Origin of the sequence: Streptomyces sp. NBC_00080, assembly GCF_045041255.1 — a bacterium.
In the GTDB taxonomy this organism is placed as follows: Bacteria; Actinomycetota; Actinomycetes; order Streptomycetales; family Streptomycetaceae; genus Streptomyces; species Streptomyces coriariae.
Genome location: NZ_CP108235.1, coordinates 4,383,545 through 4,407,316 on the forward strand (window position 1 = coordinate 4,383,545; position 23,772 = coordinate 4,407,316).

General features: G+C 72.0%; 24 protein-coding genes. 7 read left to right on the top strand and 17 right to left on the bottom strand.

Annotation, left to right across the window (positions count from 1 at the left end):
- Positions 1-92: 92 nt before the first annotated feature.
- The 3 genes from OHU34_RS19490 to OHU34_RS19500 all read right to left on the bottom strand — a co-directional run bounded on the left by OHU34_RS19490 (position 93) and on the right by OHU34_RS19500 (position 2,463).
- Positions 93-488, bottom strand: coding sequence for a luciferase family protein (locus tag OHU34_RS19490; protein WP_142265419.1), 396 nt, complete (start codon positions 486-488; stop codon positions 93-95).
- 83 nt (positions 489-571) lie between these two features.
- Positions 572-1,408: a TIGR03943 family putative permease subunit gene (locus OHU34_RS19495; RefSeq protein ID WP_405767494.1), complete on the bottom strand. Its 837-nt coding sequence runs from the start codon at positions 1,406-1,408 to the stop codon at positions 572-574.
- Entirely contained in the window at positions 1,405-2,463 is a 1,059-nt protein-coding gene (locus OHU34_RS19500) for a permease (RefSeq protein WP_230195041.1), read from the bottom strand. Before OHU34_RS19500 ends, OHU34_RS19495 begins: the two co-directional genes overlap by 4 nt.
- A 188-nt stretch (positions 2,464-2,651) precedes the next feature.
- On the opposite strand from OHU34_RS19500, the gene OHU34_RS19505 reads away from it, so the two are divergent.
- Entirely contained in the window at positions 2,652-4,562 is a 1,911-nt protein-coding gene (locus tag OHU34_RS19505) for an NAD-binding protein (RefSeq protein ID WP_142267974.1), read from the top strand.
- Between the two features lie 162 nt (positions 4,563-4,724).
- Here OHU34_RS19505 and OHU34_RS19510 read toward each other — a convergent pair whose 3' ends face one another.
- Positions 4,725-6,542 (bottom strand): prolyl oligopeptidase family serine peptidase, encoded by a 1,818-nt coding sequence (locus OHU34_RS19510; protein WP_142265416.1) that lies wholly within the window; start codon positions 6,540-6,542, stop codon positions 4,725-4,727.
- A 190-nt stretch (positions 6,543-6,732) separates the two neighbouring features.
- On the opposite strand from OHU34_RS19510, the gene OHU34_RS19515 reads away from it, so the two are divergent.
- Entirely contained in the window at positions 6,733-7,608 is an 876-nt protein-coding gene (locus OHU34_RS19515; protein WP_405767496.1) for an SURF1 family protein, read from the top strand.
- Here the strand turns inward: OHU34_RS19515 and OHU34_RS19520 are convergent.
- The 4 genes from OHU34_RS19520 to OHU34_RS19535 form a co-directional block, all read right to left on the bottom strand.
- The gene (locus OHU34_RS19520; protein WP_142265414.1) at positions 7,578-8,609 is read right to left on the bottom strand and encodes a hypothetical protein; all 1,032 of its coding nucleotides are present in this window, start codon (positions 8,607-8,609) and stop codon (positions 7,578-7,580) included. The two genes, OHU34_RS19515 and OHU34_RS19520, sit on opposite strands and share 31 nt — an antisense overlap.
- 134 nt (positions 8,610-8,743) lie before the next feature.
- Complete coding sequence (locus OHU34_RS19525) at positions 8,744-9,367, bottom strand: SigE family RNA polymerase sigma factor (protein ID WP_230195043.1); 624 nt, start codon at positions 9,365-9,367, stop codon at positions 8,744-8,746.
- Between the two features lie 468 nt (positions 9,368-9,835).
- Entirely contained in the window at positions 9,836-10,894 is a 1,059-nt protein-coding gene (locus OHU34_RS19530) for an aspartate-semialdehyde dehydrogenase (RefSeq protein WP_142265412.1), read from the bottom strand.
- On the bottom strand, positions 10,894-12,186 hold the full coding sequence (locus OHU34_RS19535) for an aspartate kinase (RefSeq protein ID WP_020129234.1): 1,293 nt from the start codon (positions 12,184-12,186) through the stop codon (positions 10,894-10,896). Before OHU34_RS19535 ends, OHU34_RS19530 begins: the two co-directional genes overlap by 1 nt.
- Before the next feature lie 228 nt (positions 12,187-12,414).
- Here OHU34_RS19535 and OHU34_RS19540 point away from each other — a divergent pair, with 228 nt between their 5' ends.
- The gene (locus OHU34_RS19540; RefSeq protein ID WP_142265411.1) at positions 12,415-13,146 is read left to right on the top strand and encodes a response regulator transcription factor; all 732 of its coding nucleotides are present in this window, start codon (positions 12,415-12,417) and stop codon (positions 13,144-13,146) included.
- The gene (locus tag OHU34_RS19545; RefSeq protein WP_230195044.1) at positions 13,143-14,510 is read left to right on the top strand and encodes a HAMP domain-containing sensor histidine kinase; all 1,368 of its coding nucleotides are present in this window, start codon (positions 13,143-13,145) and stop codon (positions 14,508-14,510) included. The genes OHU34_RS19540 and OHU34_RS19545 overlap by 4 nt, the downstream gene beginning before the upstream one ends.
- Here OHU34_RS19545 and OHU34_RS19550 read toward each other — a convergent pair.
- Positions 14,476-14,973 (bottom strand): SgcJ/EcaC family oxidoreductase, encoded by a 498-nt coding sequence (locus tag OHU34_RS19550; protein ID WP_230195045.1) that lies wholly within the window; start codon positions 14,971-14,973, stop codon positions 14,476-14,478. The genes OHU34_RS19545 and OHU34_RS19550 overlap by 35 nt on opposite strands.
- Before the next feature lie 108 nt (positions 14,974-15,081).
- The gene (locus OHU34_RS19555) at positions 15,082-15,270 is read right to left on the bottom strand and encodes a hypothetical protein (RefSeq protein ID WP_142265408.1); all 189 of its coding nucleotides are present in this window, start codon (positions 15,268-15,270) and stop codon (positions 15,082-15,084) included.
- A gap of 113 nt (positions 15,271-15,383) precedes the next feature.
- On the opposite strand from OHU34_RS19555, the gene OHU34_RS19560 reads away from it, so the two are divergent.
- Complete coding sequence (locus OHU34_RS19560; protein ID WP_142265407.1) at positions 15,384-16,115, top strand: sulfite exporter TauE/SafE family protein; 732 nt, start codon at positions 15,384-15,386, stop codon at positions 16,113-16,115.
- Between the two features lie 12 nt (positions 16,116-16,127).
- Here OHU34_RS19560 and OHU34_RS19565 read toward each other — a convergent pair whose 3' ends face one another.
- The 4 genes from OHU34_RS19565 to OHU34_RS19580 form a co-directional block, all read right to left on the bottom strand.
- Positions 16,128-16,274: a hypothetical protein gene (locus OHU34_RS19565; RefSeq protein WP_160159992.1), complete on the bottom strand. Its 147-nt coding sequence runs from the start codon at positions 16,272-16,274 to the stop codon at positions 16,128-16,130.
- 22 nt (positions 16,275-16,296) lie between these two features.
- Positions 16,297-16,959 (bottom strand): DUF5063 domain-containing protein, encoded by a 663-nt coding sequence (locus OHU34_RS19570; RefSeq protein ID WP_142265406.1) that lies wholly within the window; start codon positions 16,957-16,959, stop codon positions 16,297-16,299.
- Complete coding sequence (recR, locus tag OHU34_RS19575; RefSeq protein WP_020129225.1) at positions 16,952-17,551, bottom strand: recombination mediator RecR; 600 nt, start codon at positions 17,549-17,551, stop codon at positions 16,952-16,954. The genes OHU34_RS19570 and recR overlap by 8 nt, the downstream gene beginning before the upstream one ends.
- An 81-nt stretch (positions 17,552-17,632) precedes the next feature.
- Positions 17,633-17,977, bottom strand: a complete 345-nt coding sequence (locus OHU34_RS19580; protein ID WP_028806749.1) for a YbaB/EbfC family nucleoid-associated protein — start codon at positions 17,975-17,977, stop codon at positions 17,633-17,635.
- A gap of 318 nt (positions 17,978-18,295) precedes the next feature.
- On the opposite strand from OHU34_RS19580, the gene OHU34_RS19585 reads away from it, so the two are divergent.
- Positions 18,296-19,030: an SLATT domain-containing protein gene (locus OHU34_RS19585; protein WP_372481721.1), complete on the top strand. Its 735-nt coding sequence runs from the start codon at positions 18,296-18,298 to the stop codon at positions 19,028-19,030.
- Between the two features lie 171 nt (positions 19,031-19,201).
- On the opposite strand, the gene OHU34_RS19590 is transcribed toward OHU34_RS19585, so the two are convergent.
- The 3 genes from OHU34_RS19590 to OHU34_RS19600 form a co-directional block, all read right to left on the bottom strand.
- Positions 19,202-21,070 (bottom strand): protein kinase domain-containing protein, encoded by a 1,869-nt coding sequence (locus tag OHU34_RS19590; RefSeq protein ID WP_405767501.1) that lies wholly within the window; start codon positions 21,068-21,070, stop codon positions 19,202-19,204.
- 93 nt (positions 21,071-21,163) lie between these two features.
- Positions 21,164-21,631, bottom strand: a complete 468-nt coding sequence (locus tag OHU34_RS19595) for a MarR family winged helix-turn-helix transcriptional regulator (protein ID WP_142265403.1) — start codon at positions 21,629-21,631, stop codon at positions 21,164-21,166.
- Positions 21,628-22,236 carry a type 1 glutamine amidotransferase family protein gene (locus OHU34_RS19600; RefSeq protein WP_142265402.1) on the bottom strand — a complete coding sequence of 203 codons (609 nt, stop codon included), beginning with the start codon at positions 22,234-22,236 and terminating at the stop codon, positions 21,628-21,630. The genes OHU34_RS19595 and OHU34_RS19600 overlap by 4 nt, the downstream gene beginning before the upstream one ends.
- A gap of 180 nt (positions 22,237-22,416) precedes the next feature.
- Between OHU34_RS19600 and OHU34_RS19605 the strand changes: the two genes are divergently transcribed.
- A complete protein-coding gene (locus OHU34_RS19605; protein ID WP_142265401.1) occupies positions 22,417-23,772 on the top strand; it encodes an aspartate aminotransferase family protein in 1,356 nt (451 codons plus the stop codon).

The window sequence follows — 23,772 nt, forward strand, 5'->3', positions numbered from 1 at the left end:
TAACTGACGGACCGTCAGCTCACCAGACGGCCGGGGCGGGCAGCTGCCGACCGGCACGGACTGCGGCACCGGGTGAAAGGCGCCTCGGAGGTCTAGATGCCGCCGACGCTGTCACGGGTGAGCGCCACTTCCCGGTGCTCGTTGCAGCGCGGAAGGGCGGTGAGGTCCAGGTCCGGGTGCCTTTGGTGGGCCTGGAGGGCGGCGCTGACCAGCGTCATGAGCAGGTCGATGTCCGTCTCGCACTCCAGATGGACGGTCACCCAGGGCGAACCGGGCAGCAGCCGGATCGCGCTGGAGTGCCTCAGGTCCCGCTCGAACCGGTGGATCGCCTTGCCGGTGAGATGCAGGTCGACACTCCGGTCGGAGTGGAAGTGCGCGATCTCGGCCCGGCCCGAGCGCAACGCCCGACCGGTGCCGCAGCTGGGCCGGACCTCCGCGAGGTCGGGCCAGGTCGCCAGTCGTGTCAAGGCACGCGAGGCCGCCGTCATGGCCCCATCATGAGGCGCTAACCGCCCGGCCACCAGGGGTTGAGGGAGCCTTAACCGGGCCGTATCGCGGAGAGTTCCACCCCTCAGTTGTTCCACGACTCGTCGTAGGGGTCCCGCGGGGTCGGGGTCGGGGTGGCGGTGGTGACCTCGATGAAGGGGATGGGGCCGTCGTTGACCGGGTCGTGGGTGGTGCGAGGGGTGTAGGCGCCGGTGATCGTCAGCCAGGTGTCCGGCTGGAGGACCGGGGGGATGTGGCCGGTCAGGCCGACCTTGACCGGCTGGGCGTCGGCGGCGCAGCAGTTGAGGGCCATGCGGACCAGATAGGGCGTGCCGTCGTGGTCCAGGGCCACGAAGCCGGTCAGGCGGACCTCGCGGCCGGTGAGGGTGCGGCCGCGGTCGTATACGGCACGGCCCGCGTAGTCGACGACGCTCAGGGGCAACGGGTCCGTGGCGGGGAGGGCCGGGTAGGCGAGAGGCTCCTGGAGGGCCGTACCCGTGCGGGTCGCGCTGTACGAGCCCAGGGCCGGCGGGGCGACCAGGATCAGGGCCAGGAGGGGGAGGATCAGGAGCCAGGAGACCCGGGGTTCGGGGTGGGCGTGCCCGGCGTGGGTGTGTTCGGGCGTGAGGTGTTCGGAAGCGGCGGGGGTCTCCGCGTCTGCCTTCCGGTGCTCCCGTTCCTGCTGCCCCTGTTCTCGCTGTCCCTGTTCCTGCTGCCCCTGTTCCTGCTCGTGCTTCGTCTTCGTCCTGCGGTGTTCGTACCAGGCCGTCGCCAGCGCTGTGACGATCAGGATCACGCCGGACGCCAGCAGCAGCGGGCGCAGGCCCGCCTTGACGTAGCGGAGGTAGAGATCGGTGGTTCCGGCGTGCAGCAGGGCCGCGCCGAGGAGGAAGAGGACGGCCGCCTGGGACTGTCGGTTCACAGCAGGACCCATCCCGTCAGGACCGCCGACACGATGGCCAGCGCGAAGGTCGCCGGGGCGAAGCGCAGCGCGAAGCCCCGGCCGAAGGTGCCCGCCTGCATCGCGAACAGTTTGAGGTCGATCATCGGGCCGACCACCAGGAAGGCCAGCCGGGCCGTGAGGGAGAACTGGGTCAGGGACGCGGCCACGAACGCGTCCGCCTCCGAACAGATGGAGAGGACCACCGCGAGGACGGCCAGCGTCAGGACGGCGACCGCCGGGTTCTCCGCGGCCGTGCGCAGCCAGCTCTCCGGGGCGACGGCCTTCAGGGTCGCCGCCGCCATCGCGCCCAGGACCAGGAAGCCGCCGGCGTGCATCACGTCGTGCCGTACCGAGTCCCAGAACGCGGCCCCCTTGGTCTCCCCCTCGTGCGGCGCGTGAGCCGGCAGCCGCAACCAGTCCGTGCGGCCCAGCCGTTGCCACAGCCAGCCCATCGCGCACGCCACGAGCAGACTCGCGACGAAACGGGCCAGCACCATCTCGGGGTTGCGGGGAAAGGCCACGGCCGTCGCCGTCAGCACGATCGGGTTGATCGCCGGGGCGGAGAGCAGGAAGGCGAGGGCCGCGGCCGGGGTCACGCCCCGGCGGACCAGGGCTCCGGCCACCGGGACCGACGCGCACTCGCAGCCGGGCAGCAGCGCGCCCGCGACCCCGGCGACCGGCACGGCGAGTCCGGGGCGGGACGGCAGGGCGCGGGCGAAGAAGGAGGGCGGTACGTAGACCGCGATCGCCGCCGACAGCAGCACCCCCAGCACCAGGAACGGCAGCGCCTGCACCACCACCGCCACGAACACCGTCGTCCAGCTCTGCATCACCGGGGCGGACAGGGCGCGCCGGATGGGGCTCTGCAGCAGCACCATCAGGAGCAGCAGCATGGTCAGGACCAGGGGCGAGGTGAGCCGCCCGGGCGCGTCGAGCGGCGCGGGCGGTGTGGGTGGTGCGGGCGGTGCGGGCGATGCCTGCGGTCGGTCCCGGCGGGCGCCCTTCTCGTGCGGGGCCGCTCTGGTGATGGCCACGGGTCGCGCACCTCCGGCTTCCGTGTTCTCCCTGATGCCTGTTTCTCGCATTCCCTCCCCTTTCATACGGGAGTTCCGTACGGGGTGTTCACCTCATCCGTGGAACCTCCCGTCCCGGTGAGGCAGTCTTCTCCCTCGTGGGGAGCGTTCCGAATCAGGGTCAGCCGCCGGGGACCGCCGGCGCGCACATGGTGGTGTGCGGTGACGACGGTCTCGCGCACCGGCTCGCCGCCGAACTGCGGGGGGTGTACGAGGAGCAGGTCACGCTCGTCGTGCCGCCCGCCGAACGGACGGTACGGCCGCCGGTCGTGGGGCGGGCCCGGGCCGTGTCGGCGGCGCTGCTCGACCGGGTGGTGAGCGCGGCCGTCAACCGCGCGGCGGGCAACGGCACGCCCACCGTCCCGAGCGAACCCGCGGGCGGACAGCGGACCTTGGAGGCCGTGGAGGCCACCGAGGCGGTGCTCGCCGAGGCGGGTGTGGAGCGGGCCGCCGCGCTGGCGCTCGTGTACGACGACGACGAGACCAACATCCGGGCCGCCCTCACCGCTCGCCGGCTCAACCCCCGGCTGCGGCTCGTCCTGCGGCTCTACAACCGGCGGTTGGGCCAGCACATCGAGGAACTCCTCGACCAGGCAGCCGCGTTGGCCGCCGAGGGCGCGGGCGCGACCGGTGACGCCTATGACGCCTCCGCCGGTGACGCCTCGACCACCGTGCTGTCCGACGCCGACACCGCGGCCCCCGCGCTCGCCGCGACCGCCGTCGTCGGCACCAGCAAGGTCGTCCAGACGGACGGGCTGCTGCTGCGCGCCGTGGAGCGGGCGCCGGCCGGCCCCGGGGAGTCCGACCCGCCGGGCCTGCCCACGCTCGCGCTGCTCTCCGCGATCGGCAGCGACCCGGCCTTCGCGGACGGTTCCGAGGCCAGCGGTGAGCAGGGGCCGCTGCTGTTGCCCGACGCGGCGGCCGTACGGGAGGCGGCCGCGTCCGGGAGGCGCGGGTCCGTCGTCCTGGAGCAGGTCGCCTACTCCGCCGGGCCCGCGTTGCCTGCCGGGCGGGGCGTCGGGGTCGTGATGCCGTTCGCCTCGCTGTTCTCGCGGCGGCTGCGGTGGTCACTGGCCGGGCTGGTCGGGTGTGTGTTCGCGCTGGCGGTGGCGTTGTGGCTGGTGACCGGCATCCATCCGCTGGGCGCGCTGTATCTGACGCTGCTGGATCTGTTCGCCATCAACGACCCGGCCGTCGGGGCCACCACCGAACGCCAGGTTCTGCAACTCCTCTCCGGGCTGATGGGATTGCTGCTGCTGCCGGTGCTGCTGGCGGCGGTGCTGGAAGCGCTCGGGACGTTCCGCGGGACGGGGACCCTGCGCCGGCCGCCCCGGGGTCTCGGCGGGCATGTCGTACTGCTCGGGCTGGGGAAGATCGGCACGCGGGTGCTGATCCGGTTGCGTGAGCTGAACATCCCCGTGGTGTGCGTCGAGGCCGGGCCGGAGGCGCGGGGGCTCGCGGTGGCGCGGCGGTTACGGGTGCCGGTGGTGTTGGGGGACGTCACGCAGGAGGGGGTGCTGGAGGCCGCGAAGATCCACCGCGCGCATGCGCTGCTCGCGGTGACCAGCTCCGACACGACGAATCTGGAGGCCGCGTTGTACGCGCGGTCGCTGCGGCCCGATCTACGGGTGGTGCTGCGGCTGTACGACGACGACTTCGCGACCGCCGTGTACCGCACCCTGCGGGCCGCGCATCCGCAGGCGCTGACCCGGAGCCGGAGCGTGACGCATCTCGCGGCGCCCTCGTTCGCCGGGGCGATGATGGGGCGGCAGATCCTGGGGGCGATCCCGGTCGAGCGGCGGGTGTTGCTGTTCGCCGCGCTGCAGGTCGGGGGGCATGCGCAGTTGGAGGGCAAGACGGTCGGGGAGGCGTTTCGGGCGGGGTACTGGCGGGTGCTGGCGCTGGACACCGGCCGTGAGGGCCAGGGCGGGTCCGGACTGCTGTGGGATCTCTCGGACGCGTATGTCCTGCGGGGCTCGGATCGGGTGGTGCTGGCCGCTACCCGGCGGGGGCTGGCGGAGTTGCTGCGGCGCAGGCGACGAGGCGGGTCGGGGGGCTAACCCCCACCACCCCTCTGGGCGAGCCCCCCGACCTCGGCGAGCCACCACCCCTCTGGGCGAGCCCCCCGACCCTCTCGGCGAGCCACCACCGCTCTGGGCGAGCCCCCGCCCGGGAGTTGCTCAGAGGGGTGGGGGTCGCCGGAGGGGGTGGGAGTGCGGTGCTTATCGGGGCAGGTGTCGTTCCGCGAACTCCAGTTCCAGTCGTACCTGCTTGATGCGTTCGTCCACCACCAGCGAGCCGTGGCCAGCGTCGTAGCGGTACACCTCGTGCACCGCTCCCCTCGCCTCCAGGCGCCTGACGTAGTTGTCGATCTGACGGATGGGGCAGCGGGGGTCGTTCACGCCGGCCGAGATGTAGACCGGGGCCCGCACCTTGTCGACGTACGTCAGCGGGGACGAGGCCTCGAAGCGCTCCGGGACCTCCTCGGGGGTGCCGCCGAGCAGCGTGCGGTCCATCGCCTTCAGCGCCTCCATCTCGTCGTGGTAGGCCGTGACGTAGTCGGCGACGGGGACGGCAGCGATGCCCACGGCCCACGCGTCGGGCTGGGCGCCGAGGCCGAGGAGGGTGAGGTAGCCGCCCCAGGAACCGCCGGTGAGGATCAGCCGGGCGGGGTCGGCGAGGCCCGAGCTCACCGCCCATTCGCGGACCGCCTCGATGTCCTCGAGCTCGATCAGGCCCACCCGGTGCTTCAGGGCGTCCGTCCAGGCGCGGCCGTAGCCGGTGGAGCCGCGGTAGTTGACGCGGACGACCGCGTAGCCGTGGTCCACCCAGGCCGCCGGGGCCGCCGCGAAGGCGTCGCTGTCGTGCCAGGTCGGGCCGCCGTGGATGTCGAAGACGGTGGGCAGCGGGCCGGTGGCACCGGCGGGCCGCTGGACCAGCGCGTGGATGCGGCCGCCGGGGCCCTCCACCCACACGTCCTCCACCGGGACCGAGCCGGGGGACTTCATGCCGGGTGGGTCCAGGACCACTTCGCCGGTCGTCGAGCGGACCGCCGGCGGCCGGGCCGCGGACGACCACAGGTACTCCACGCTGCCGTCCGGACGGGCCGTGGCCCCGGAGACCGTGCCGGGCGGGGTCGTGATCCGCTCCAGCGCGGCGCTCGCGAGGTCGTAACGGAACAGTTCGCTGCGGGCCTCGAAGCCGTGCACGACGAGCAGGCCCGAGCCGTCCGGGTACCACTCGGCGCTGACGTCCCCCGGCAGGTCCAGGTCCAGGTCCGTCTCCAGGCCGGTCGCCACGTCCCAGACCAGGGGCTCCCAGCGGCCTCGGCGCTGGTGGCCGATCAACAGCCGGGTGTCGCCGTCGACCGGGGCGAAGCCCAGCACCTCCAGGCCCAGCTCCTCGACGCCGCCCTTGGTGTCGTCCAGCTCGGCGACCTTCGAGCCGTCGGGGCGCAGGACCCGCAGCGCGGAGTGCATCGCGTCGCCGTGCTCGGTGTGCTCGACGGCGATGAGGGAGCCGTCGTGGGAGAGGTCGCCCACGCCCGCGGACTCCCGGTGGCGGTACAGCTCGAAGGGGGGTTCGCCGACCCGCGCCACATGGATCGTCGTGCCCTCCTCGTCCGTGGAACGGCCGACCACCGCGGTACGGCCGTCGCGGCCGAGGGCCAGGCCCGCCGGGTAGGAGGCGTCCAGGCCCGGGGTGGCGGGCTCGTCGGCTCCGCCGCCGAAGGGCTGACGGCGCCAGACGCCGAACTCGTCGCCGTCCTTGTCGTCGAACCACCAGATCCACGCGCCGTCGGGGGAGAGCACGCCGTCCGTCGTGCCGTTGGCCCGGTCGGTCACCTGGCGCTGGTGGCCCGTGGCGCGGTCCCAGGCGTACAGCTCGTACGTCCCCGTCGCATTGGAAACGAACAGGGAGCGGTCCGGCGCGTCCTCCGCCCAGTCGGGCAGCGACACCCGGGGCGCCCGGAAGCGCTTCTCCCAGTCCGGCATCTCCTCGTACTGCTCGGGTGCGGCGGACCCGTTGCTCTCAGTCATGACCCCATATTGCCCGCCCGCGAGGGCAATGGGACGCCAAGGTCCCCAGGCTGTGGATAACTTCCCACCGACTTCGCACCTCCTTCCCACCAATGAGCCCCACCCGAGCCCCGCCCGACCCTCACCCACGTGCCGCCCGACCCTCACCCCGCGGGTCGGCGTCGGGCGCGCGCCCCGTACCGTGGAGGCCGTGTACCGGTTCCTGCTGACGCCCCGCTGGTGGGGGATCAACGTCTTCGTGCTGCTGGCCATCCCCTTCTGCGTGTTCATGGGGTCCTGGCAGCTGAGCCGGTTCGAAGCGCGGGTGGACGACCACCGCAGCGCGAAGGAGCAGGCCGAGTCCGCCCGTACGCAGGCCGCGCGGCCGCTGGCCGAGCTGCTGCCCGTGGACAAGTCGACCTCCGGCCGGCGCACCACCGCCATCGGGCACTACGGCAAGCAGTTGCTGGTGCCCGACCGGCAGCTGGACGGCAGGGACGGGTACTACGTGCTGACCCTGCTGCGCACGGACGGCGGCAAGGCGCTGCCCGTGGTGCGCGGCTGGCTGCCCGGCGACGCCGACTCCGCGAAGGCCCCGCAGCCGCCGGCCGGCCGGGTCACGGTCACCGGCACGCTCCAGGCCTCCGAGACGCCGGGCGACAACGGGGTGAGCGCCCAGGGCGGCCTGCCGGCCGGGCAGACCTCGGCGATCAGTGCCGCTTCGCTGGTCAACCTGGTGCCGTACGACCTCTACGACGCCTGGATCACGCTCGACACCGCCGACTCGGGGATGACGGCGGTGCCCGCGACCGCGGCGGCCGACACGGGGCTCGATCTGAAGGCGTTCCAGAACCTGGGCTACACCGGCGAGTGGTTCGTCTTCGCCGGGTTCGTGGTGTTCATGTGGTTCCGGCTGCTGCGCCGCGAGGTGGAGTTCGCGCGGGACGCCGAACTCGGCATCCTCCCCGAACAGCCCGGGGAGTCCGAGAAGGCCGGGGAGTCCGAGAAGGCCGGGGAGTCCGGCGCCGGCTCAGCCGGTCGCCATGAGCCGCGGGCTCAGGAAGACGCCAGCACGCCCGTCCGGTAGATCGTCCCCGCGCACGCGTCGGACACCGTGGCCACGCTCGTCGGGGAGCCGCTCTCGGCCGTGTAGGACACGTTCACGCTGCCGTCGACCGTGCCGTCCTCGGTGTACATCTGGGCCGAGGTGCCGGAGGTGGTCTCGCCGGTCGTGCTCGACTGCTCGGTCGGAGTCGGGGACGGGGACGCCGAGCCGCCGCTGTCGCCGCCGCTGCTGCCGCCCGTGGTGGGGCAGGTCTCGGAGGGCACCCAGGCGAACTTGACCTCGTAGGCCGAGCCGGGGGCGAGCGCGTGCTGGGAGACGTAGAGGGAGGGGTCGGGCAGGCCGGCCGCCACGTCCCCGGAGGCGTGCTCCACGACGGCGATCTTCGAGGCGTCGGCGGCGCCCTGGGCTCCGAAGGTCACGGAGACCGCGCCGCTGACGGTGCAGGTGGCGCTGGAGGCGTTCTGGACCAGGAAGGTGCCGTAGACGGTGCCGGCCGAGTCGGGGACGTCGACGCTCGGAGTGCCGGCATCGAGCTGGTCCGCCGTGCAGGCGGGCGCGCTCGCCGCGGACTCGGAGGAGGGGCCGGTGCCGCTGGAGGCGGTGCCGCCCTCGGACTCCTTGCCCTGGTCGGAGTCGGTGGCGCCGCCCTTGTCCTGCTCACCGGTCTTGCCGGAGGAGTCGCCGACCTTGCCCGAGGAACCGCCGTCGGGGCCCTTGCCCTGATCCGCGCCCCCCTGCGCCTGTGAGGCCTGGCCGGCGATGGAAGGGTTGGCGTCGGAGCCGCCGGAGTTCGAGACGTGGAGCACGGCCGGGACGGCGGTGCCGAGGAAGAGAGCCGCGGCCGCCATGCCCACGGCCGCCTGCCGCTTGCGGGCCCGCCGGACGGGAACGGCCCGCCGCAGGTGGTCCAGCGAGCCGTCGCGCGGCTCCATCTCCTGGACGGCGTCGTGCAGCATCCGGCGCAGTGCCAGCTCGTCCGAGTCGAGCCCGTCGGGGCTCTGTTCGTCGAGGTGGTGGTTCACGGTTGAGTTCCCAGCGTGCGATTGCTTCGGCTCTTGTGTACGCGACGAGGACGTCGGCTCATGCCACGCGAACGGCTCGTGGCGATCGTGACTGTCGTGACCGCCGTGCGAGCCCTGCCCTTCGGCTTCCCCGCTCACGCCGACGCCTCCATGGCTATGCGCAGGGCGGCGATGCCGCGCGAGCCGTAAGCCTTGACCGAGCCGAGGGAGATGCCGAGGGTCGCGGCGACCTGAGCCTCGGTCATGTCGGCGAAGTAGCGCAGCACGAGGACCTCGCGCTGCCGGCGCTGAAGGCCCTTCATCGCCTTGATGAGCGAGTCGCGCTCCAGCTGGTCGTAGGCGCCCTCCTCCGCGCTGGCCATGTCCGGCATCGGCTTGGAGAGCAGCTTCAGGCCGAGGATGCGGCGGCGCAGGGCGGATCGGGAGAGGTTGACGACCGTCTGACGCAGGTAGGCCAGGGTCTTCTCAGGGTCGCGGACGCGTTTGCGCGCGGAGTGGACGCGGATGAAGGCCTCCTGGACGACGTCCTCGCAGGAGGCGGTGTCGTCGAGGAGGAGCGCGGCGAGGCCGAGCAGCGAGCGGTAGTGCGCCCGGTAGGTCTCGGTGAGGTGGTCGACGGTGGTGCCGGCCGCCTCGGCGGTCTCGGCGACGACGGTCGCTTCGGCGGCTTCCGCGCCGTCACGCTGACTGGGGACGCGGGCGGGCCGCGCTGCGGGCATGGGCGCGATCACCGGCATGCCGCCGGGCGAGCCGGACATACGGGGCCGGAGGACGGCCCGCGGCGGCCGAAGGGCCGCGCCGCGGGGCGCCACTGGGAGTTCGAGTACCTCTGCCACGCCAGTTGGACACACTTCCCCCCGTGGGGGTTGTACGCGTCCGGCGTCACTTTTGCGTCGACCAAGGCCCCGCGCACCCGTCTCATGTGTCCCGCTCTTCCCCTATATGCCATATGAACGGGCGTCCCCACGCCCAGATCACCGCGTCCCCGAACGCTTTGATCGTTCACACGTCTGCGCACACCCCGCAGGGTGTCCGCAAAGACGCTCCCCGCCCTGCGCACGGTTGCGGAGAGCGGGGAGGAAAATCTTCGGATGCCAAAGGTGTCCGATACAAGTGGTTCGGACCATCGACCCGCTCACATTGCACTGGAGATCCTACAAACCCACCGATCCCTGGCCAGCGCATTTACTCACGGCAGCACCTCCCCGGACGCCGGTACGGCCGCCTCAGGACAGCTCGGCCGCCACCAGCTCCGCGATCTGCGCGGTGTTCAGCGCGGCCCCCTTGCGCAGATTGTCCCCGCACACGAACAGTTCGAGCGCCGTCGGGTCGTCGAGGGCCCGCCGCACCCGGCCCACCCAGGTGGGGTCGGTGCCGACCACGTCGGCGGGCGTGGGGAACTCCCCCGCCGCCGGATTGTCGAACAGGACGACACCGGGCGCCGTCGCGATGATCTCGCGGGCGCCGTCCACGGTGACCTCGTCCTGGAAACGGGCGTGCACGGTGAGGGAGTGCGTGGTGACCACCGGGACGCGCACACAGGTCACCGCCACCGGCAGCTTCGGCAGCCCGAGGATCTTGCGGGACTCGTCCCGCACCTTCATCTCCTCCGACGACCAGCCGTCCGCGCGCAGCGACCCCGCCCACGGGACGACGTTCAGCGCCACCGGCTCCGGGAACGGCCCGGTGTCGTCGCCGACGGCCCGCCGCAGGTCACCGGGGCCGGTCCCCAGCTCGGTGCCGGCGACCAGCGACATCTGCCGCCGCAGTGTCTCCACCCCGGCCCGCCCGGCCCCGCTCACCGCCTGGTACGACGACACCACCAGCTCGCGCAGCCCGTACTCGGCGTGCAGCGCGCCCAGGGCGACGATCATCGACAGGGTCGTGCAGTTGGGGTTGGCGACGATCCCGCGCGGGCGGGTCCGCAGCGCGTGCGCGTTGACCTCGGGGACGACCAGCGGCACCTCCGGGTCCATCCGGAAGGCGCCCGAGTTGTCGACGACGACCACGCCCTTGGCGGCGGCGACCGGCGCCCACTGCGCGGCGACCTCGTCGGGCACGTCGAACATGGCGACGTCGACCCCGTCGAAGGCCTCCTCCGACAGGGCCACCACCTCGACCTCCTCACCGCGCACGGCCAGCTTGCGGCCGGCCGAGCGCGGTGAGGCGACGAGGCGGATCTCGCCCCAGATGTCGGCCCGCTGGGAGAGGATCCTGAGCATGACCGAGCCGACGGCCCCGGTCGCTCCCACGACCGCGAGGGTCGGGCGCACGGTAGTGGCCATCAGCGGCCGGTGCCCCCGTAGACGACGGCCTCGTCGCTGTCGGAGTCGAGCCCGAAGGCGGTGTGCACGGCGCGCACGGCCTCGTTGACGTCGTCGGCGCGCGTCACGACCGAGATGCGGATCTCGGAGGTCGAGATGAGCTCGATGTTGACGCCCGCGTCGGACAGGGCCTTGAAGAAGTCGGCCGTGACGCCCGGGTTGGTCTTCATCCCGGCGCCGACCAGGGAGATCTTGCCGATCTGGTCGTCGTAGCGCAGCGAGTCGAAGCCGATGCCGGCCTTGTTCTTCTCCAGCGCGTCGATGGCCTTGCGGCCCTCGGCCTTGGGCAGCGTGAAGGAGATGTCCGTCAGACCGGTGGAGGCCGCGGACACGTTCTGCACGATCATGTCGATGTTGATCTCGGCGTCGGCGATCGTCCGGAAGATCACGGCAGCCTCGCCCGGCTTGTCCGGCACGCCCACGACCGTGACCTTGGCCTCGGAGGTGTCGTGCGCGACACCGGAGATGATGGCCTGCTCCACCGGCTTTTCCCCTTGCTGCTGTGTCTTCGGAACGAGTGGCTCACTGCTGACCCACGTGCCCTGGAGTCCGCTGAAGGACGAGCGGACATGGATCGGGATGTTGTAGCGGCGGGCGTACTCCACACACCGGTGGAGCAGCACCTTGGAACCGGAGGCCGCGAGCTCCAGCATGTCCTCGAAGGCGATCCAGTCGATCTTCTGCGCCTTCTTCACCACGCGCGGGTCGGCGGTGAACACGCCGTCCACGTCGGTGTAGATCTCGCAGACCTCGGCGTCCAGCGCGGCGGCGAGGGCGACGGCCGTGGTGTCGGACCCGCCACGCCCCAGCGTGGTGATGTCCTTCTTGTCCTGGCTGACACCCTGGAACCCGGCGACGATGGCGATGTTGCCCTCGTCCAGCGCGGTCCGGATGCGCCCCGGCGTGACGTCGATGATCCGGGCTTTGTTGTGAACCGAGTCGGTGATGACGCCTGCCTGGCTGCCGGTGAACGACTGGGCGCTGTGACCCAGGTTTTTGATCGCCATCGCCAGCAGGGCCATGGAGATCCGCTCTCCGGCGGTCAGCAGCATGTCGAATTCCCGGCCGCTGGGCATCGGGGATACCTGCTCGGCGAGATCGATCAGCTCGTCCGTCGTGTCGCCCATCGCGGAAACGACCACGACCACCTGGTGGCCGTTCTTCTTCGCTTCCACGATTCGCTTGGCGACGCGCTTGATGCCCTCGGCATCGGCTACGGAGGAGCCTCCGTACTTCTGCACGACAAGGCCCACGTGCGCTCCTCGCTCAGTTTGTCTGTTTCCGCACATACGCCCTTGTACTGCGGGTCGGCTCAGTCTAACGAGCGCCCGAAAACCACCTCCCGAGTACCGCATGGTGAGACTCGTCGAGGCTCGCGGCAGAGGCCGGAAAGGGGTCCGGACGCCCGTCGTCGGGTCTTCCCTTCCCACTGAAGCCGAAGTGATAGCTGTGAATTAAGTTTCAAGCACTATCGTGCGGCTGTGCACGTACTCCTCGTGGAAGACGACGAACCGGTCGCCGAGTCGCTGCGGCGCGGGCTGAAGCGCTACGGCTTCGAGGTCGACTGGGTCACCACGGGTGCCGCCGCGCTCGCCCACTCCGACCCCTACGACGTCGTCCTGCTGGACCTGGGCCTGCCCGACACCGACGGCCTGGACGTGTGCAAGGCCCTGCGCGAGCGGGGCGACGTCCCGATCATCGTGATCAGCGCCCGCAGCGACGAGACGGACCGGGTGGTCGGCCTGGAGCTGGGCGCCGACGACTACGTGTCCAAGCCGTTCGGGGTACGGGAGGTCATCGCGCGCATACGAGCGGTGATGCGGCGCGTGCGGCGGCGTACGGCGGACGAGGGCACGTCCGGCGGCGCGGACCGCTACGGCACCCGGCTGACCGTCGACCGCAAGGCGGCCCGCGTCCACGTGGACGGCGCGGAGATCGCGCTCGCGCCGAAGGAGTACGACCTGCTGTCCTTCCTCACCGAGGAACCGGGCGCGCTGATGTCGCGCGAACAGATCATGGAAGCGGTCTGGGACGCGAACTGGTTCGGGCCGACGAAGACGCTGGATGTGCACGTGGCGGCACTGCGGCGGAAGTTCGCCGGGGTCGTCGCCATCGAGGCGGTGCGGGGAGTGGGCTTCCGGCTGGAGATAGTCGGCGGGGCCGCTCCCACAGGCCCGAGCGGTCCCGTCGGTCCGGCCGGCCCGACGTCATGATCAAGCAACTCATCCGCAGCTATGTGCTGCTGGTGGCCGTCGCCATCCTGCTGTTCACCGTGCCGGTGGCCTTCACCCTCACCGCCCAGCTGCGCGGCGACACCGAGGTGTCCATCGCACGCGAGGCGACCACCATGGCGCTGCTGCTGGGCAACGGCGACACCGCCTCCTGCCAGGCGCTGGAGGAGATGGCCAGGGCGTACGCCGTGGAGACCGAGGACGAGGTCCAGGCCACCACCACCGCCCGGTGCACGTCGGCACTGCCGCGCCCCGAACGGGACGCGGCACTGGCCAGGGCCCTGGAGCGGGGCCGGCCGACCACCGACTGGGGGTCGGACCTCATCTGGGGCCGCGACCTGGTGATCACGGTCCCCGCGAAGGACGACGGCCGGGTCGTCGGAGCCGTACGGATCGTCTACGCGACCTCGGGACTCACCCACAGGCTGTGGACGATCTGGGGCTTCAGGGCGGGCCTCGCCGTGGCGGTGCTCGGCGTGGCCGCACTGATCGGCGCGGTCGTCGCCCGCCGCATCACCCGCCCCCTGCGCCAGCTGAACGACATGGCGAGCAAGTTCAGCGACGGCGACCTGACGGCCCGCTCCCCCGTGACGGGCCCCCAGGAGACCCAGACCCTGGCCCGCACCCTCAACCAGGCCGGTGAGCGCCTCGACACGCTGATCGCCTCGCAGCGCATCTTCGTGGCGGACGCCTCGCACCAGCTCAGGACCCCGCTGACGGCGCTCCGCCTCTCGCTGGACAACATCGCGGACGGTGTCGACGACGAGTTCGTGCGGGAGGACGTGGAACAGGCCACCGCCGAGGTGGTGCGGATGAGCCGGCTGGTCAACGGCCTGCTGGTGCTGGCCAGGGCCGAGGCCAAGGTGACCGCGGCGGAACCGCTGTCCCTGACGGACATCGTGGCGGAACGCCTGTCGGTGTGGAGGCCGGCCGCCGACGAGCGCGGAGTCACCATCGCGCTCAGGGGGAGTGTTGTCGACGACCGGCCGTCTGTGCTGGCCAGCCCCGGTCACCTGGACCAGGTGCTGGACAACGTGCTCTCGAACGCCCTGGAGGTGTCACCCGACGGCGGGAAGATCACCGTCCGGACCGAGGCCGGAGCCAGGGAGGTGGTCCTGTCCGTCGCGGACGAGGGACCGGGCATGTCGGACGCGGAGAAGTCCCGTGCCTTCGACCGCTTCTGGCGCGGCCAGGGCCTGACCGGGCGCTCCGGTTCCGGGCTCGGCCTCTCCGTCGTCAAACAACTGGTGACGGACGACGGCGGGACGGTGGCCCTGGCGGACGCGCCCGGGGGCGGGCTCTCGGTGAGGATCAGCCTTCGGGCATCGCGGACGAGTGGTGGTTGACGATCTTCCACACGCCGTCGCGCTTCTCGTACTCGTAGGTGTAGCGGGCCTCGACGACGCGCTTCTCGCCGGTGTCGTGGTCGGTGAGCGTGAACGCGTAGACGCCGGTGTCGATGGCGGAGTTGCTGTCGAGGACGTTCACGATCGTCCGGACCTTCTTGCCGACCGGCTTGTTCTGGAGGAAGTGCTCGAAGTAGTCGACGATGGCGGCGCGATCGGTGCGGACCTTGTTCGAGACGGTGGGCAGCAGGACCGCGTCCTTGGCGTAGCGGTCCGCGACGATCTCCGCGTCACCGGTCCGCAGCGCGGCGTTCCAGCCGTCGAAGAGGGCGGCGATCTGCTTCTTGGTGGGCTTCGAGGGCTTCTCGGAGCCGGCCGCACTGACTCCGACCGACACCGTGGCGGCGGTGACGACGGCGGTGGCGGTGACGAGGGCGGCGCGTATGCGGGTCGTGCGGGTCATCGCAACTCCTGTGCGGCTTGCTGCTGTCGGGATGACCCAAGATTCGCTTCCGGCCGGTTAGCGCCCGTGCAGCCCGCGTACAGGGGACGTCCAACACCCGGCCAATTCTCAGGAAGCGGTCTTCGGGCCCCGGTCCCGGACCAGGCTCACACCGGCCCCGAGCGACACGACGCCCATCCCGACGGCCGTCATCACGCCCTGCGATCCATCGACCACGAAGGGGGCGACGGCGGCGACGGCGAGGTTGAAGAGGAAGAGGAACCACAGGACGGGACGGGAGGAGAGCAGAGCCTTCATGACAGGCCTTCCTTGAGCGGGAGTCGGTTTCGCTTGCGAGATCAACGATCCCGTCCCGGGCTTGCGGGAACGAGGGAGCGCACTCCCGAAGGCATGGTGTAGGCAGGTACACCATGACGAGCGGGACGAGTGAGGTATTGCTGGCGGGGATCGTGCTGCTGGGCTCCTGTGTGCAGTGGCTGACCGGGATGGGCTTCGCCCTGGTCGCCGTCCCCGCGCTGGTGCTGCTGGTCGGCCCGGCCCAGGGGGTCGTCCTGGCGAACTGCGCGGCGGGCGCGATCAGCGTCGTGGGCCTGGCGGGCGGCTGGCGCCGGGTGCGGCCGGCCGCGATGGTCCCGCTGTGCGTCGCCGCCGCGTGCACGGTCCCGGCGGGTACCTGGCTGACCCGCCGGCTCCCCGAACCCGTCCTGCTGTCGGTCATGGGCGGGCTGGTGACGGTCGCGGTCCTGCTGGTCATGCGGGGCGTCCGCATCCCCACACTGCGCGGCACCCGGGGCGCGGTCGTGGCCGGCGCGGCGGGCGGCTTCATGAATTCGGCGGCGGGCGTCGGCGGCCCGCCCGTCTCCCTGTACGCCGTCAACGCGGGCTGGACGGTACGGGAGTTCATCCCGAACGCGCAGTTCTACAGCGTCGTCGTCAACGCCTTCTCGGTCGCGGCGAACGGCCTCCCGCAGCTGAGCGGCCCCCAGTGGACGTCGGTGGCCGTCGCGATGACCGCGGGCGCACTGATCGGCAGGGGTCTCGCGGGACGGCTGCCGGAGAACCGGGCCCGACTGCTGGTACTGGGCCTGGCCCTGGCGGGCGGGGTGACGGCGATGGGGAAGGGCGTGTGGGGGTGGTGGTGAACGACGCCGCACTCAGTCCGCGAGCTTGCTGCCGAGCCGGCCGCCGTGAGTGGCGAGCCAGCGCCCGCCCCACTCGCTCAGCTGCTCCTGGGGCAGCAGGGTGACGAGGGACGGCCGAAGGGCGGCCGCGAGATCTGCAAGGAGTTGGGCGGCCGGCACCGCTCTTCCCCGCCGGGCAGGCCTACTTGACCGGGCCCAGGCCCAGCCGGCCGCCGATCTCCTCCTCCATGACCCGGCCCGCCTCGAACTCGAGGGTCTCGTCGCCCAGGGGGGACTGGTCGATGTCGAGGCCGTTCAGTTCCTCGAGGGGCTGGTCCAGGCGGATGTGGGCGAGGACCGAATGCAGCGCGCGCAGGGTCGCCGAGGCGGTGGAGCCCCAGTTGGAGAAGTAGGAGAACTGCCACCACCACAGGGCCTCCGTGGTACGGCCCGCGCGGTAGTGGACCATGCCGTGGCGCAGGTCGGCGATGACGTCGGCGAGGTCGTCGGAGATCCGGGCCGGGACGGGCGCCTTGCGGGGCTCGTAGGGGTCGAAGACCTCCGAGTAGACGTCGACCGGCTCCAGGAGGCGGGCGAGGTTCTCGCGGAGTTCGTCGGCGTCCGGCTCGAAGCCCGGGTCGGGCTCGTAGCGCTCGTCGGGGACGATGTCCTCGTGGGCGCCGAGGCGGCCGCCGGCCAGGAGCAGCTGGGAGACCTCCAGGAGGAGGAAGGGGACCGCCAGGCCCGGCTCGTCGCCCTTCGCGACCTCCGTGACGGCTACCAGGAAGCTCTCGACCTGATCCGCGATCTGGACCACGAAATCGTCCGGGTTGTGGTCGGTCGCGTGCAGCGTGGCGTCAGACATCTAGGAGTCGTCTCCCCTCGAAGGCGCGACCGAGGGTCACCTCGTCCGCGTATTCCAGGTCCCCACCCACCGGGAGGCCGCTGGCCAGGCGGGTGACCTTCAGGCCCATGGGCTTGATCATGCGGGCGAGGTACGTGGCCGTCGCCTCGCCCTCCAGGTTCGGGTCGGTGGCCAGGATCAGCTCCGTGACCGTCCCGTCGGCCAACCGCGCGAGAAGTTCTCGTATACGCAGGTCGTCGGGACCGACACCTTCGATGGGGCTGATCGCGCCGCCCAGGACGTGGTACTTGCCGCGGAACTCACGCGTGCGCTCGACCGCCACGACGTCCTTCGGCTCCTCGACGACGCAGATGACGCTCGGGTCGCGGCGCGGGTCGCGGCAGATGCCGCAGAGCTCCTCCTGCGCCACGTTGCCGCAGGTCGCGCAGAAGCGGACCTTCGCCTTGACCTCCATCAGGCACTGCGCGAGCCGCCGTACGTCCGTCGGCTCCGCCTGGAGGATGTGGAAGGCGATCCGCTGCGCGCTCTTGGGACCGACGCCGGGCAGTCGCCCCAGTTCGTCGATGAGGTCCTGGACCACGCCTTCGTACAACGGACTGCCGTCCTTCCTGGGATTCCTTGCGGTACGTACGGTAGTTGGCCGAGGCCGGTCTTAGAAAGGCGGACCGTCCTCCTAGAAAGGCAGTCCCGGGATGCCGCTGCCGCCGCCCAGGCCCTGGGCCAGCGGACCGAGCTTCTGCTGCTGGAGCGTCTGGGCGTTCTCGTTGGCCGCGTGGACGGCCGCGACGACCAGGTCGGCGAGGGTCTCGGTGTCGTCCGGGTCCACCGCCTTCGGGTCGATCCGCAGGGCGCGCAGCTCGCCGGAGCCGGTCACGGTGGCCTGCACCAGCCCGCCGCCCGCCTGTCCGTCGACCTCCGTGTTCGCCAGCTCCTCCTGGGCACGGGCCAGGTCCTGCTGCATCTTCTGGGCCTGCTGGAGCAGCTGCTGCATATTGGGCTGGCCACCACCGGGAATCACGATCAGCTCCTGTGTCCTACGACTGTCGGGCGTGCCTTCGGGCGGGTTTTTCCCGCTCGGCACGAGCCTACGTGGTCTGTGCGGGTGTCGCCCCAGCACTCTTTCGAGTGAGTCAGGTGTGAGGCCTATACCTGATCAAGGCCCACTTCCGGGCGTAAAAGAGATGAAACCTTCCTCTTCGCCACCCATTGGGAGGTAGGAAAGGTCCGGCGCAGCAGCATCAGGCGTCACGGGTGTCACGCAACGTGAGCGGTCGGGATCGGTCGGGTTCCATCGGCCGGGATCAGTAGGGAGTGCCGGGTGGGTCAGCAGCCGGAGATGCAGCCCGAGGGTCCGCCTCAGGACGGGCGGAGTGAGGGCGCTGCCGGGCTGCGGCCGGGCGACCTGGCCGGGCGGACGTTTCCGCTCGGGGACTGGGGTGAGCCAGCCGAGCGGCTGGACGAGCTGTACCGGTGGGTGGAGCGCGGGGCGCTGGAGACCGCCGCCTGGTACCTCGCGGACCGGGTGTGGAAGCGGCGGGGCGCCCGGGGGTTGCGCACCGGGGCGGCGGCGGGGGCGGTGTGCGCGGCCGCGCTGCCGTTGCTGGACCTCGCCCGGGTACTGGACGGCGCCGCTGCCTGGGGGTATCTGGCGCTGCTGCTCGCGGTGGCGTGTGTGGCGGTGGACCGGTTCTTCGGGGTGACGTCCGGCTGGATAAGGGACGTGGCCACCGCGCAGGCCGTGCAGCGCCGGCTCCAGGTGCTCCAGTTCGACTGGGCCTCGGAGAGCGTCCGGGAGGTGCTGGGCCCGGCGGAGGGTACGGCGGGCGAGGCCGCGGAGCGGTGTCTGGCGGTGCTGCGCCGGTTCTCGGAGGACGTCTCGGAGCTGGTGCGTACGGAGACGGCGGACTGGATGGTCGAGTTCCGGACCGGACCGGCGCCCATGGGGATCCAGGGGGCGGTCGCCTCCGGCGGGCGGGCGGACGTGGGCGGGGGGTACGGGCGGTTTCCGATGCCGCCGGGGGCGAACGCGCGGCCGAACATGCCGCGGCAGCGGCCGCCCGAGCCTCGGTGAGGGGGCGTCTTCGCCGCGTCTTTTCTCGCCCCCGCCGCCCCTTCCCTTTCCCGTCCCTGGAGGCTGCGCCCCCGGACCCCTCTTTCGGCCTGGACGGCCTCGTCCTCAATCGCCGGACGGGCTTCATCGGCGCAGGCGCACGCCCTCCGGGGTCCGGACGTCGCACGACGTTCACCGCCGGGTGTAGGTCAGCTTCTCCCCGGTGCCGGTGTTCACCCGGCGCAGTGTGCCGTCGGCGAGCAGGGTCACCTCGGAGGCGGCGCCCGGGCTGCACGAGGAGAGGGGTTCACCGGTGGTGACCTTGGACGGACCTATCTTCAACGGGCCTTCACCGCCCGGCCGTTCGGAGAGGGCGGCGCTGAACTCGCAGTGGTAGCCGTCCCCGTCGGCGACGAGGGCGAGCACCGCGTCGCCCACCTTGCCCTGGGCGAGGGTCAGCCGACGCGTGTTCGTGCCGCTCTCGTTCTCGATCGTGGTCGTCCAGGTGCCGAGGTAGGCCGCCGGGACCACCCCGTTCGCCGAGGACGCGGAGGGGGACGCGGAAGGGGACGGCGACGAGTCCGGCGCGGGCAGCTCCGAGGCCTTCGCGGAGGAGGACGTCGAGCCGCCGGACCCGGTGGGCGCCGCGTTCGCGGCGGCATCGTCGTCACCGTTCATGAACGCGTACACCGAGCCGCCCGCGGCGATCGCGACCACCAGGCCGACGGCGACGAGCACGGCGGTCGTCCGGCCGCTGCGGCGCGCCGGCTCCTGCGGGCCGGTGGGGCCCGGCCCGTACGGGTCGTGCGCGGGAGCGGCGCCGGGGCCCGCGGTGCCGTCCGCGTACGGGTTGTACGGCGCCGCGGACCAGGCGGCCGACGGCTGCTGCGGGTGACCGTGGGCGGCCGGGGCCTGCTGGGGATAGCCGTACACCGGGTGGGCCGGGGCGGCCTGTCCGCCGGGCGGGCGGGGCTGCGCCGGGATGCCGTCGGCGCCCGCGACCAGGGTGGGGCGGCGGTCCGGCGAGGGCGCGTGGCCGCGCGGGCCGGAGTGTTCCGGGAAGGCCTCGGGGGCGGTCGCCGCGTGGTCGAGGAGGGTGGGGCGCGCCCCGTAACCGGAGGGGTACGGGGCCGCACCCTCCGGGTCCTCCACCTCCAGCAGTCGCACGGCGTGGCGGCCGAGCTGCGCCACCAGGGCACCGGGCAGCCAGGGGTCGCGGGAGCGGCCGTCGGAGACGGTGTCGTCGACGCCGGTGAGTTCCAGGACGCGGTCGAGGGAGGGGCGGGCGCCCGGGTCCTTGCGCAGACAGGCGCGGACCAGGTCGGCGATGCCCTCGGGGACGCCCGCGAGGTCGGGTTCGTCCTCGGCGATGCGGAACATCAGGGCGTGTGCCGCGCTGTCGGCGGAGCCGAAGGGGAGGGCGCCGGTCGCGGCGTAGGTGATGACCGAGCCGAGGCAGAAGACGTCGCTGGCGGGCGTGACCGGATCGCCGCGCAGCTGCTCGGGGGCCATGAAGCCGGGCGAGCCGATCACCGCGCCGGTCTGGGTCAGCCGGCTGTCGCCGGTCACGCTCTCCAGCGCCCGCGCGACGCCGAAGTCGATGACCCGGGGCCCTTCGATGGTGACCATCACATTCGACGGCTTGAGGTCACGGTGGACGATCCCGGCCGCGTGGATGTTCGCCAGCGCGTGCGCGAGCCCGGCGGCGAGGATGCGCACCGACCGCTCGGGCAGCGGACCGTGGTCGTGGCTCACCACCTGCTGGAGGCTCGGCCCGGCGACATAGCCGGTGGCGACCCAGGGCACGGCGGCCTCGGTGTCGGCGTCGAGCACCGGCGCGGTCCAGAAGCCACCGACCCGCTGCGCGTTGCGCACCTCCTGCCGGAACCGCGCCCGGAACTCCTCGCGCGCCGCCAGCTCCCGCCGGACCAGCTTCACGGCGACGGTGCGCCCCCGGTCCGAGCGGGCGAGGTAGACCTGCCCCATGCCGCCCGCGCCCAGCCGCGCGAGCAGCCGGTAGCCGCCGATGCGCTGCGGGTCCCCCTGGCCCAGCTTCTCCATCGCAGCGCCGCCTTTCCCGCACATGTGTGATCGAGACATGTGCAACCCAGCCGAGAATAATCCGGCGGTTCGGGGAGTAGTGCGGTGTGGTGTCTACGGTTGCGTAACAGCGGGCGCAGCGGACGCCAGGCCGTCCAGCACCTTGGACAGCCGTTCCAGTACATGGACGGCCTCGGCGAGCTCCGTCTGCCCGAACGCCTCCGCCAGCCGGTCGGCGAGGGCCTCGTGCCCGGGATCGATACGGGCGACCGCGGCCCGCCCGGCCTCCGTGGGCGCGAGCAGCTTGGCGCGCCGGTGGGCGGGGTTGGGCCGGTACTCGGCGAGGCCTTGCTCCACCAGCAGGTCGGCGACGCGCTGGACGCTCTGCCGGGTGATGCCCATGGCACGGGCGATGCCGGACACGGGCAGCGGGTCGCCGAGCACCGCGCCGAGCACCTGCCACCGGGCGGCGGTGAGACCGGCGGGCCCGGCCAGTTCCTCGGCCACGGTGAGGAACTGTCCGTTCAGCCGGAACACCCCGAGGGCGCTGCGGCTGAGCAGATCCTGTCGCTCCCTGCTCACCGGTCGGCCGTCGCCTTCTCCAGCACCTCGTACGCCGCCGCGTCGGAGTCGTGGAACAGCCGGTACCAGGCGTCCAGCACCTCGCCCTCGTAGACGCCGAGCAGCCGGAAGATCTCACGCGCGAAGGCGACCGGCTCGGTCGGACCGGCGGTGATCAGGTTCGAGTCGGTGACCGCGTCCGCCTCGACGTACCGGTCGCCGCCCGCGTAGCCGGTCGCCGCCAGGTAGAAGGAGACCGCACCGGTGTGGTCCCGGTCGTCGAGCAGGCCCTCGCGGGCGAGTCCCGCGGTGGCCCCGCAGATCGCCGCGACGGGCACCCCGGCGTCGAGGAACGCGCGCGCCGTGCGGGCGAAGGGCGCGAGGTCGTCGGAGGTGTCCCAGAGGTCGGCGCCCGGCAGGATCAGCAGGGAGCTGTCCTCGGGCCGTACGGCGTCCAGCGCCAGGTCGGGCCGGATCCGCAGTCCGCCGGTGCTGACCACCGGCTCCTCCGATCCGCCGACCGTCCGGATCTCGTACCCGTTGCGCGCGAGGTACGCCGTCGCGAACCCCGTCTCCCAGTCGGCGAGCGTGTCGTACACGGCGAGATGCACCGGCTTGCGGCTCATGGTTCCTCCTCGGTGAGCGGATCCCCGTAAGGCTTGATGACAGCAGTCTGTCATTTCGACAGCAGGCTGTCAATACCGGAAGGGCTCCCCCCACGCCCGACAACCTGTCGCGGAATCGCCCCCTCCACGGAACAGGACGCCGATACCGCTTCCGCATCGCGGACATTTACGCTCACTGACATGACCCCTCAGTCCAGCCCCCAGGCCGGCGCCGCCGTGAAGGCCGCGGACCGCGCGCATGTCTTCCACTCCTGGTCCGCCCAGGAGCTCATCGACCCGCTCGCCGTGGCCGGCGCCGAGGGGTCGTACTTCTGGGACTACGACGGCAAGCGGTACCTCGACCTCACCAGCGGGCTCGTCTACGCCAACATCGGCTATCAGCACCCGAAGGTCGTCGCCGCGATCCAGGAGCAGGCCGCACACCTGACCACCTTCGCGCCCGCCTTCGCCGTCGAGGCCCGCTCGGAGGCCGCCCGGCTGATCGCCGAGCGGACGCCCGGCGACCTGGACAAGATCTTCTTCACCAACGGCGGGGCCGACGCGGTCGAGCACGCGGTGCGCATGGCCCGGCTGCACACCGGACGCGCCAAGGTGCTGTCCGCCTACCGCTCGTACCACGGCGGCACCCAGCAGGCCGTCAACCTCACCGGCGACCCGCGCCGCTGGGCCTCCGACAGCGCGACGGCCGGGGTCGTCCACTTCTGGGCGCCGTACCTGTACCGCTCCCGCTTCTACGCGGAGACGGAGGAGCAGGAGACCGCGCGGGCGCTCGAGCACCTGGAGACGACGATCGCCTTCGAGGGGCCGGGGACGATCGCCGCGATCATCCTGGAGACCGTCCCGGGCACCGCCGGGATCATGGTCCCGCCGCCCGGCTATCTCGCCGGGGTGCGGCAGCTCTGCGACCAGTACGGGATCGTCTTCGTCCTGGACGAGGTCATGGCCGGGTTCGGGCGCACCGGTGAGTGGTTCGCGGCCGACCTGTTCGACGTGACGCCCGACCTGATGACCTTCGCCAAGGGCGTGAACAGCGGATACGTGCCGCTCGGCGGGGTCGCCGTCTCCGGCGCGATCGCGGAGACCTTCGCCAGGCGGCCCTACCCGGGCGGTCTGACGTACTCCGGGCACCCGCTGGCCTGCGCGGCCGCCGTCGCGACGATCAACGTCATGGCGGAGGAGGGCATCGTCGAGAACGCCAAGAACCTGGGCGCCTCGGTCGTCGGACCGGGGCTGCGGGAACTCGCCGAGCGGCACGCGTGCGTCGGCGAGGTGCGCGGTGTCGGCATGTTCTGGGCCCTGGAGCTGGTGAAGAACCGCGAGACCCGCGAGCCGCTCGTGCCGTACAACGCGGCGGGCGAGGCCAACGCGGCCATGGCCGCCTTCGGCGCGGCCGCCAAGAAGGCCGGCGTGTGGCCGTTCGTGAACATGAACCGCACCCACTTCGTGCCCCCGCTCAACGTGTCCGAGTCCGAGATCAAGGAGGGCCTCGCAGCCCTGGACACGGCACTCTCGGTGGCCGACGAGTACACGGACTAG

What these genes read in the sequence shown, in the direction of transcription:
- OHU34_RS19570 (WP_142265406.1), bottom strand. Translation starts at nt 16,959, where the DNA reads ATGTCTGACGCCACGCTGCACGCGACCGACCACAACCCGGACGATTTC.
- OHU34_RS19525 (WP_230195043.1), bottom strand. Translation starts at nt 9,367, where the DNA reads ATGTCCGGCTCGCCCGGCGGCATGCCGGTGATCGCGCCCATGCCCGCA.
- OHU34_RS19590 (WP_405767501.1), bottom strand. Translation starts at nt 21,070, where the DNA reads ATGGAGAAGCTGGGCCAGGGGGACCCGCAGCGCATCGGCGGCTACCGG.
- OHU34_RS19510 (WP_142265416.1), bottom strand. Translation starts at nt 6,542, where the DNA reads ATGACTGAGAGCAACGGGTCCGCCGCACCCGAGCAGTACGAGGAGATG.
- OHU34_RS19490 (WP_142265419.1), bottom strand. Translation starts at nt 488, where the DNA reads ATGACGGCGGCCTCGCGTGCCTTGACACGACTGGCGACCTGGCCCGAC.
- OHU34_RS19560 (WP_142265407.1), top strand. Translation starts at nt 15,384, where the DNA reads ATGACGAGCGGGACGAGTGAGGTATTGCTGGCGGGGATCGTGCTGCTG.
- OHU34_RS19555 (WP_142265408.1), bottom strand. Translation starts at nt 15,270, where the DNA reads ATGAAGGCTCTGCTCTCCTCCCGTCCCGTCCTGTGGTTCCTCTTCCTC.
- OHU34_RS19600 (WP_142265402.1), bottom strand. Translation starts at nt 22,236, where the DNA reads ATGAGCCGCAAGCCGGTGCATCTCGCCGTGTACGACACGCTCGCCGAC.
- OHU34_RS19585 (WP_372481721.1), top strand. Translation starts at nt 18,296, where the DNA reads ATGCAGCCCGAGGGTCCGCCTCAGGACGGGCGGAGTGAGGGCGCTGCC.
- OHU34_RS19530 (WP_142265412.1), bottom strand. Translation starts at nt 10,894, where the DNA reads ATGGCCACTACCGTGCGCCCGACCCTCGCGGTCGTGGGAGCGACCGGG.
- OHU34_RS19505 (WP_142267974.1), top strand. Translation starts at nt 2,652, where the DNA reads ATGGTGGTGTGCGGTGACGACGGTCTCGCGCACCGGCTCGCCGCCGAA.
- OHU34_RS19550 (WP_230195045.1), bottom strand. Translation starts at nt 14,973, where the DNA reads ATGACCCGCACGACCCGCATACGCGCCGCCCTCGTCACCGCCACCGCC.
- OHU34_RS19605 (WP_142265401.1), top strand. Translation starts at nt 22,417, where the DNA reads ATGACCCCTCAGTCCAGCCCCCAGGCCGGCGCCGCCGTGAAGGCCGCG.
- OHU34_RS19545 (WP_230195044.1), top strand. Translation starts at nt 13,143, where the DNA reads ATGATCAAGCAACTCATCCGCAGCTATGTGCTGCTGGTGGCCGTCGCC.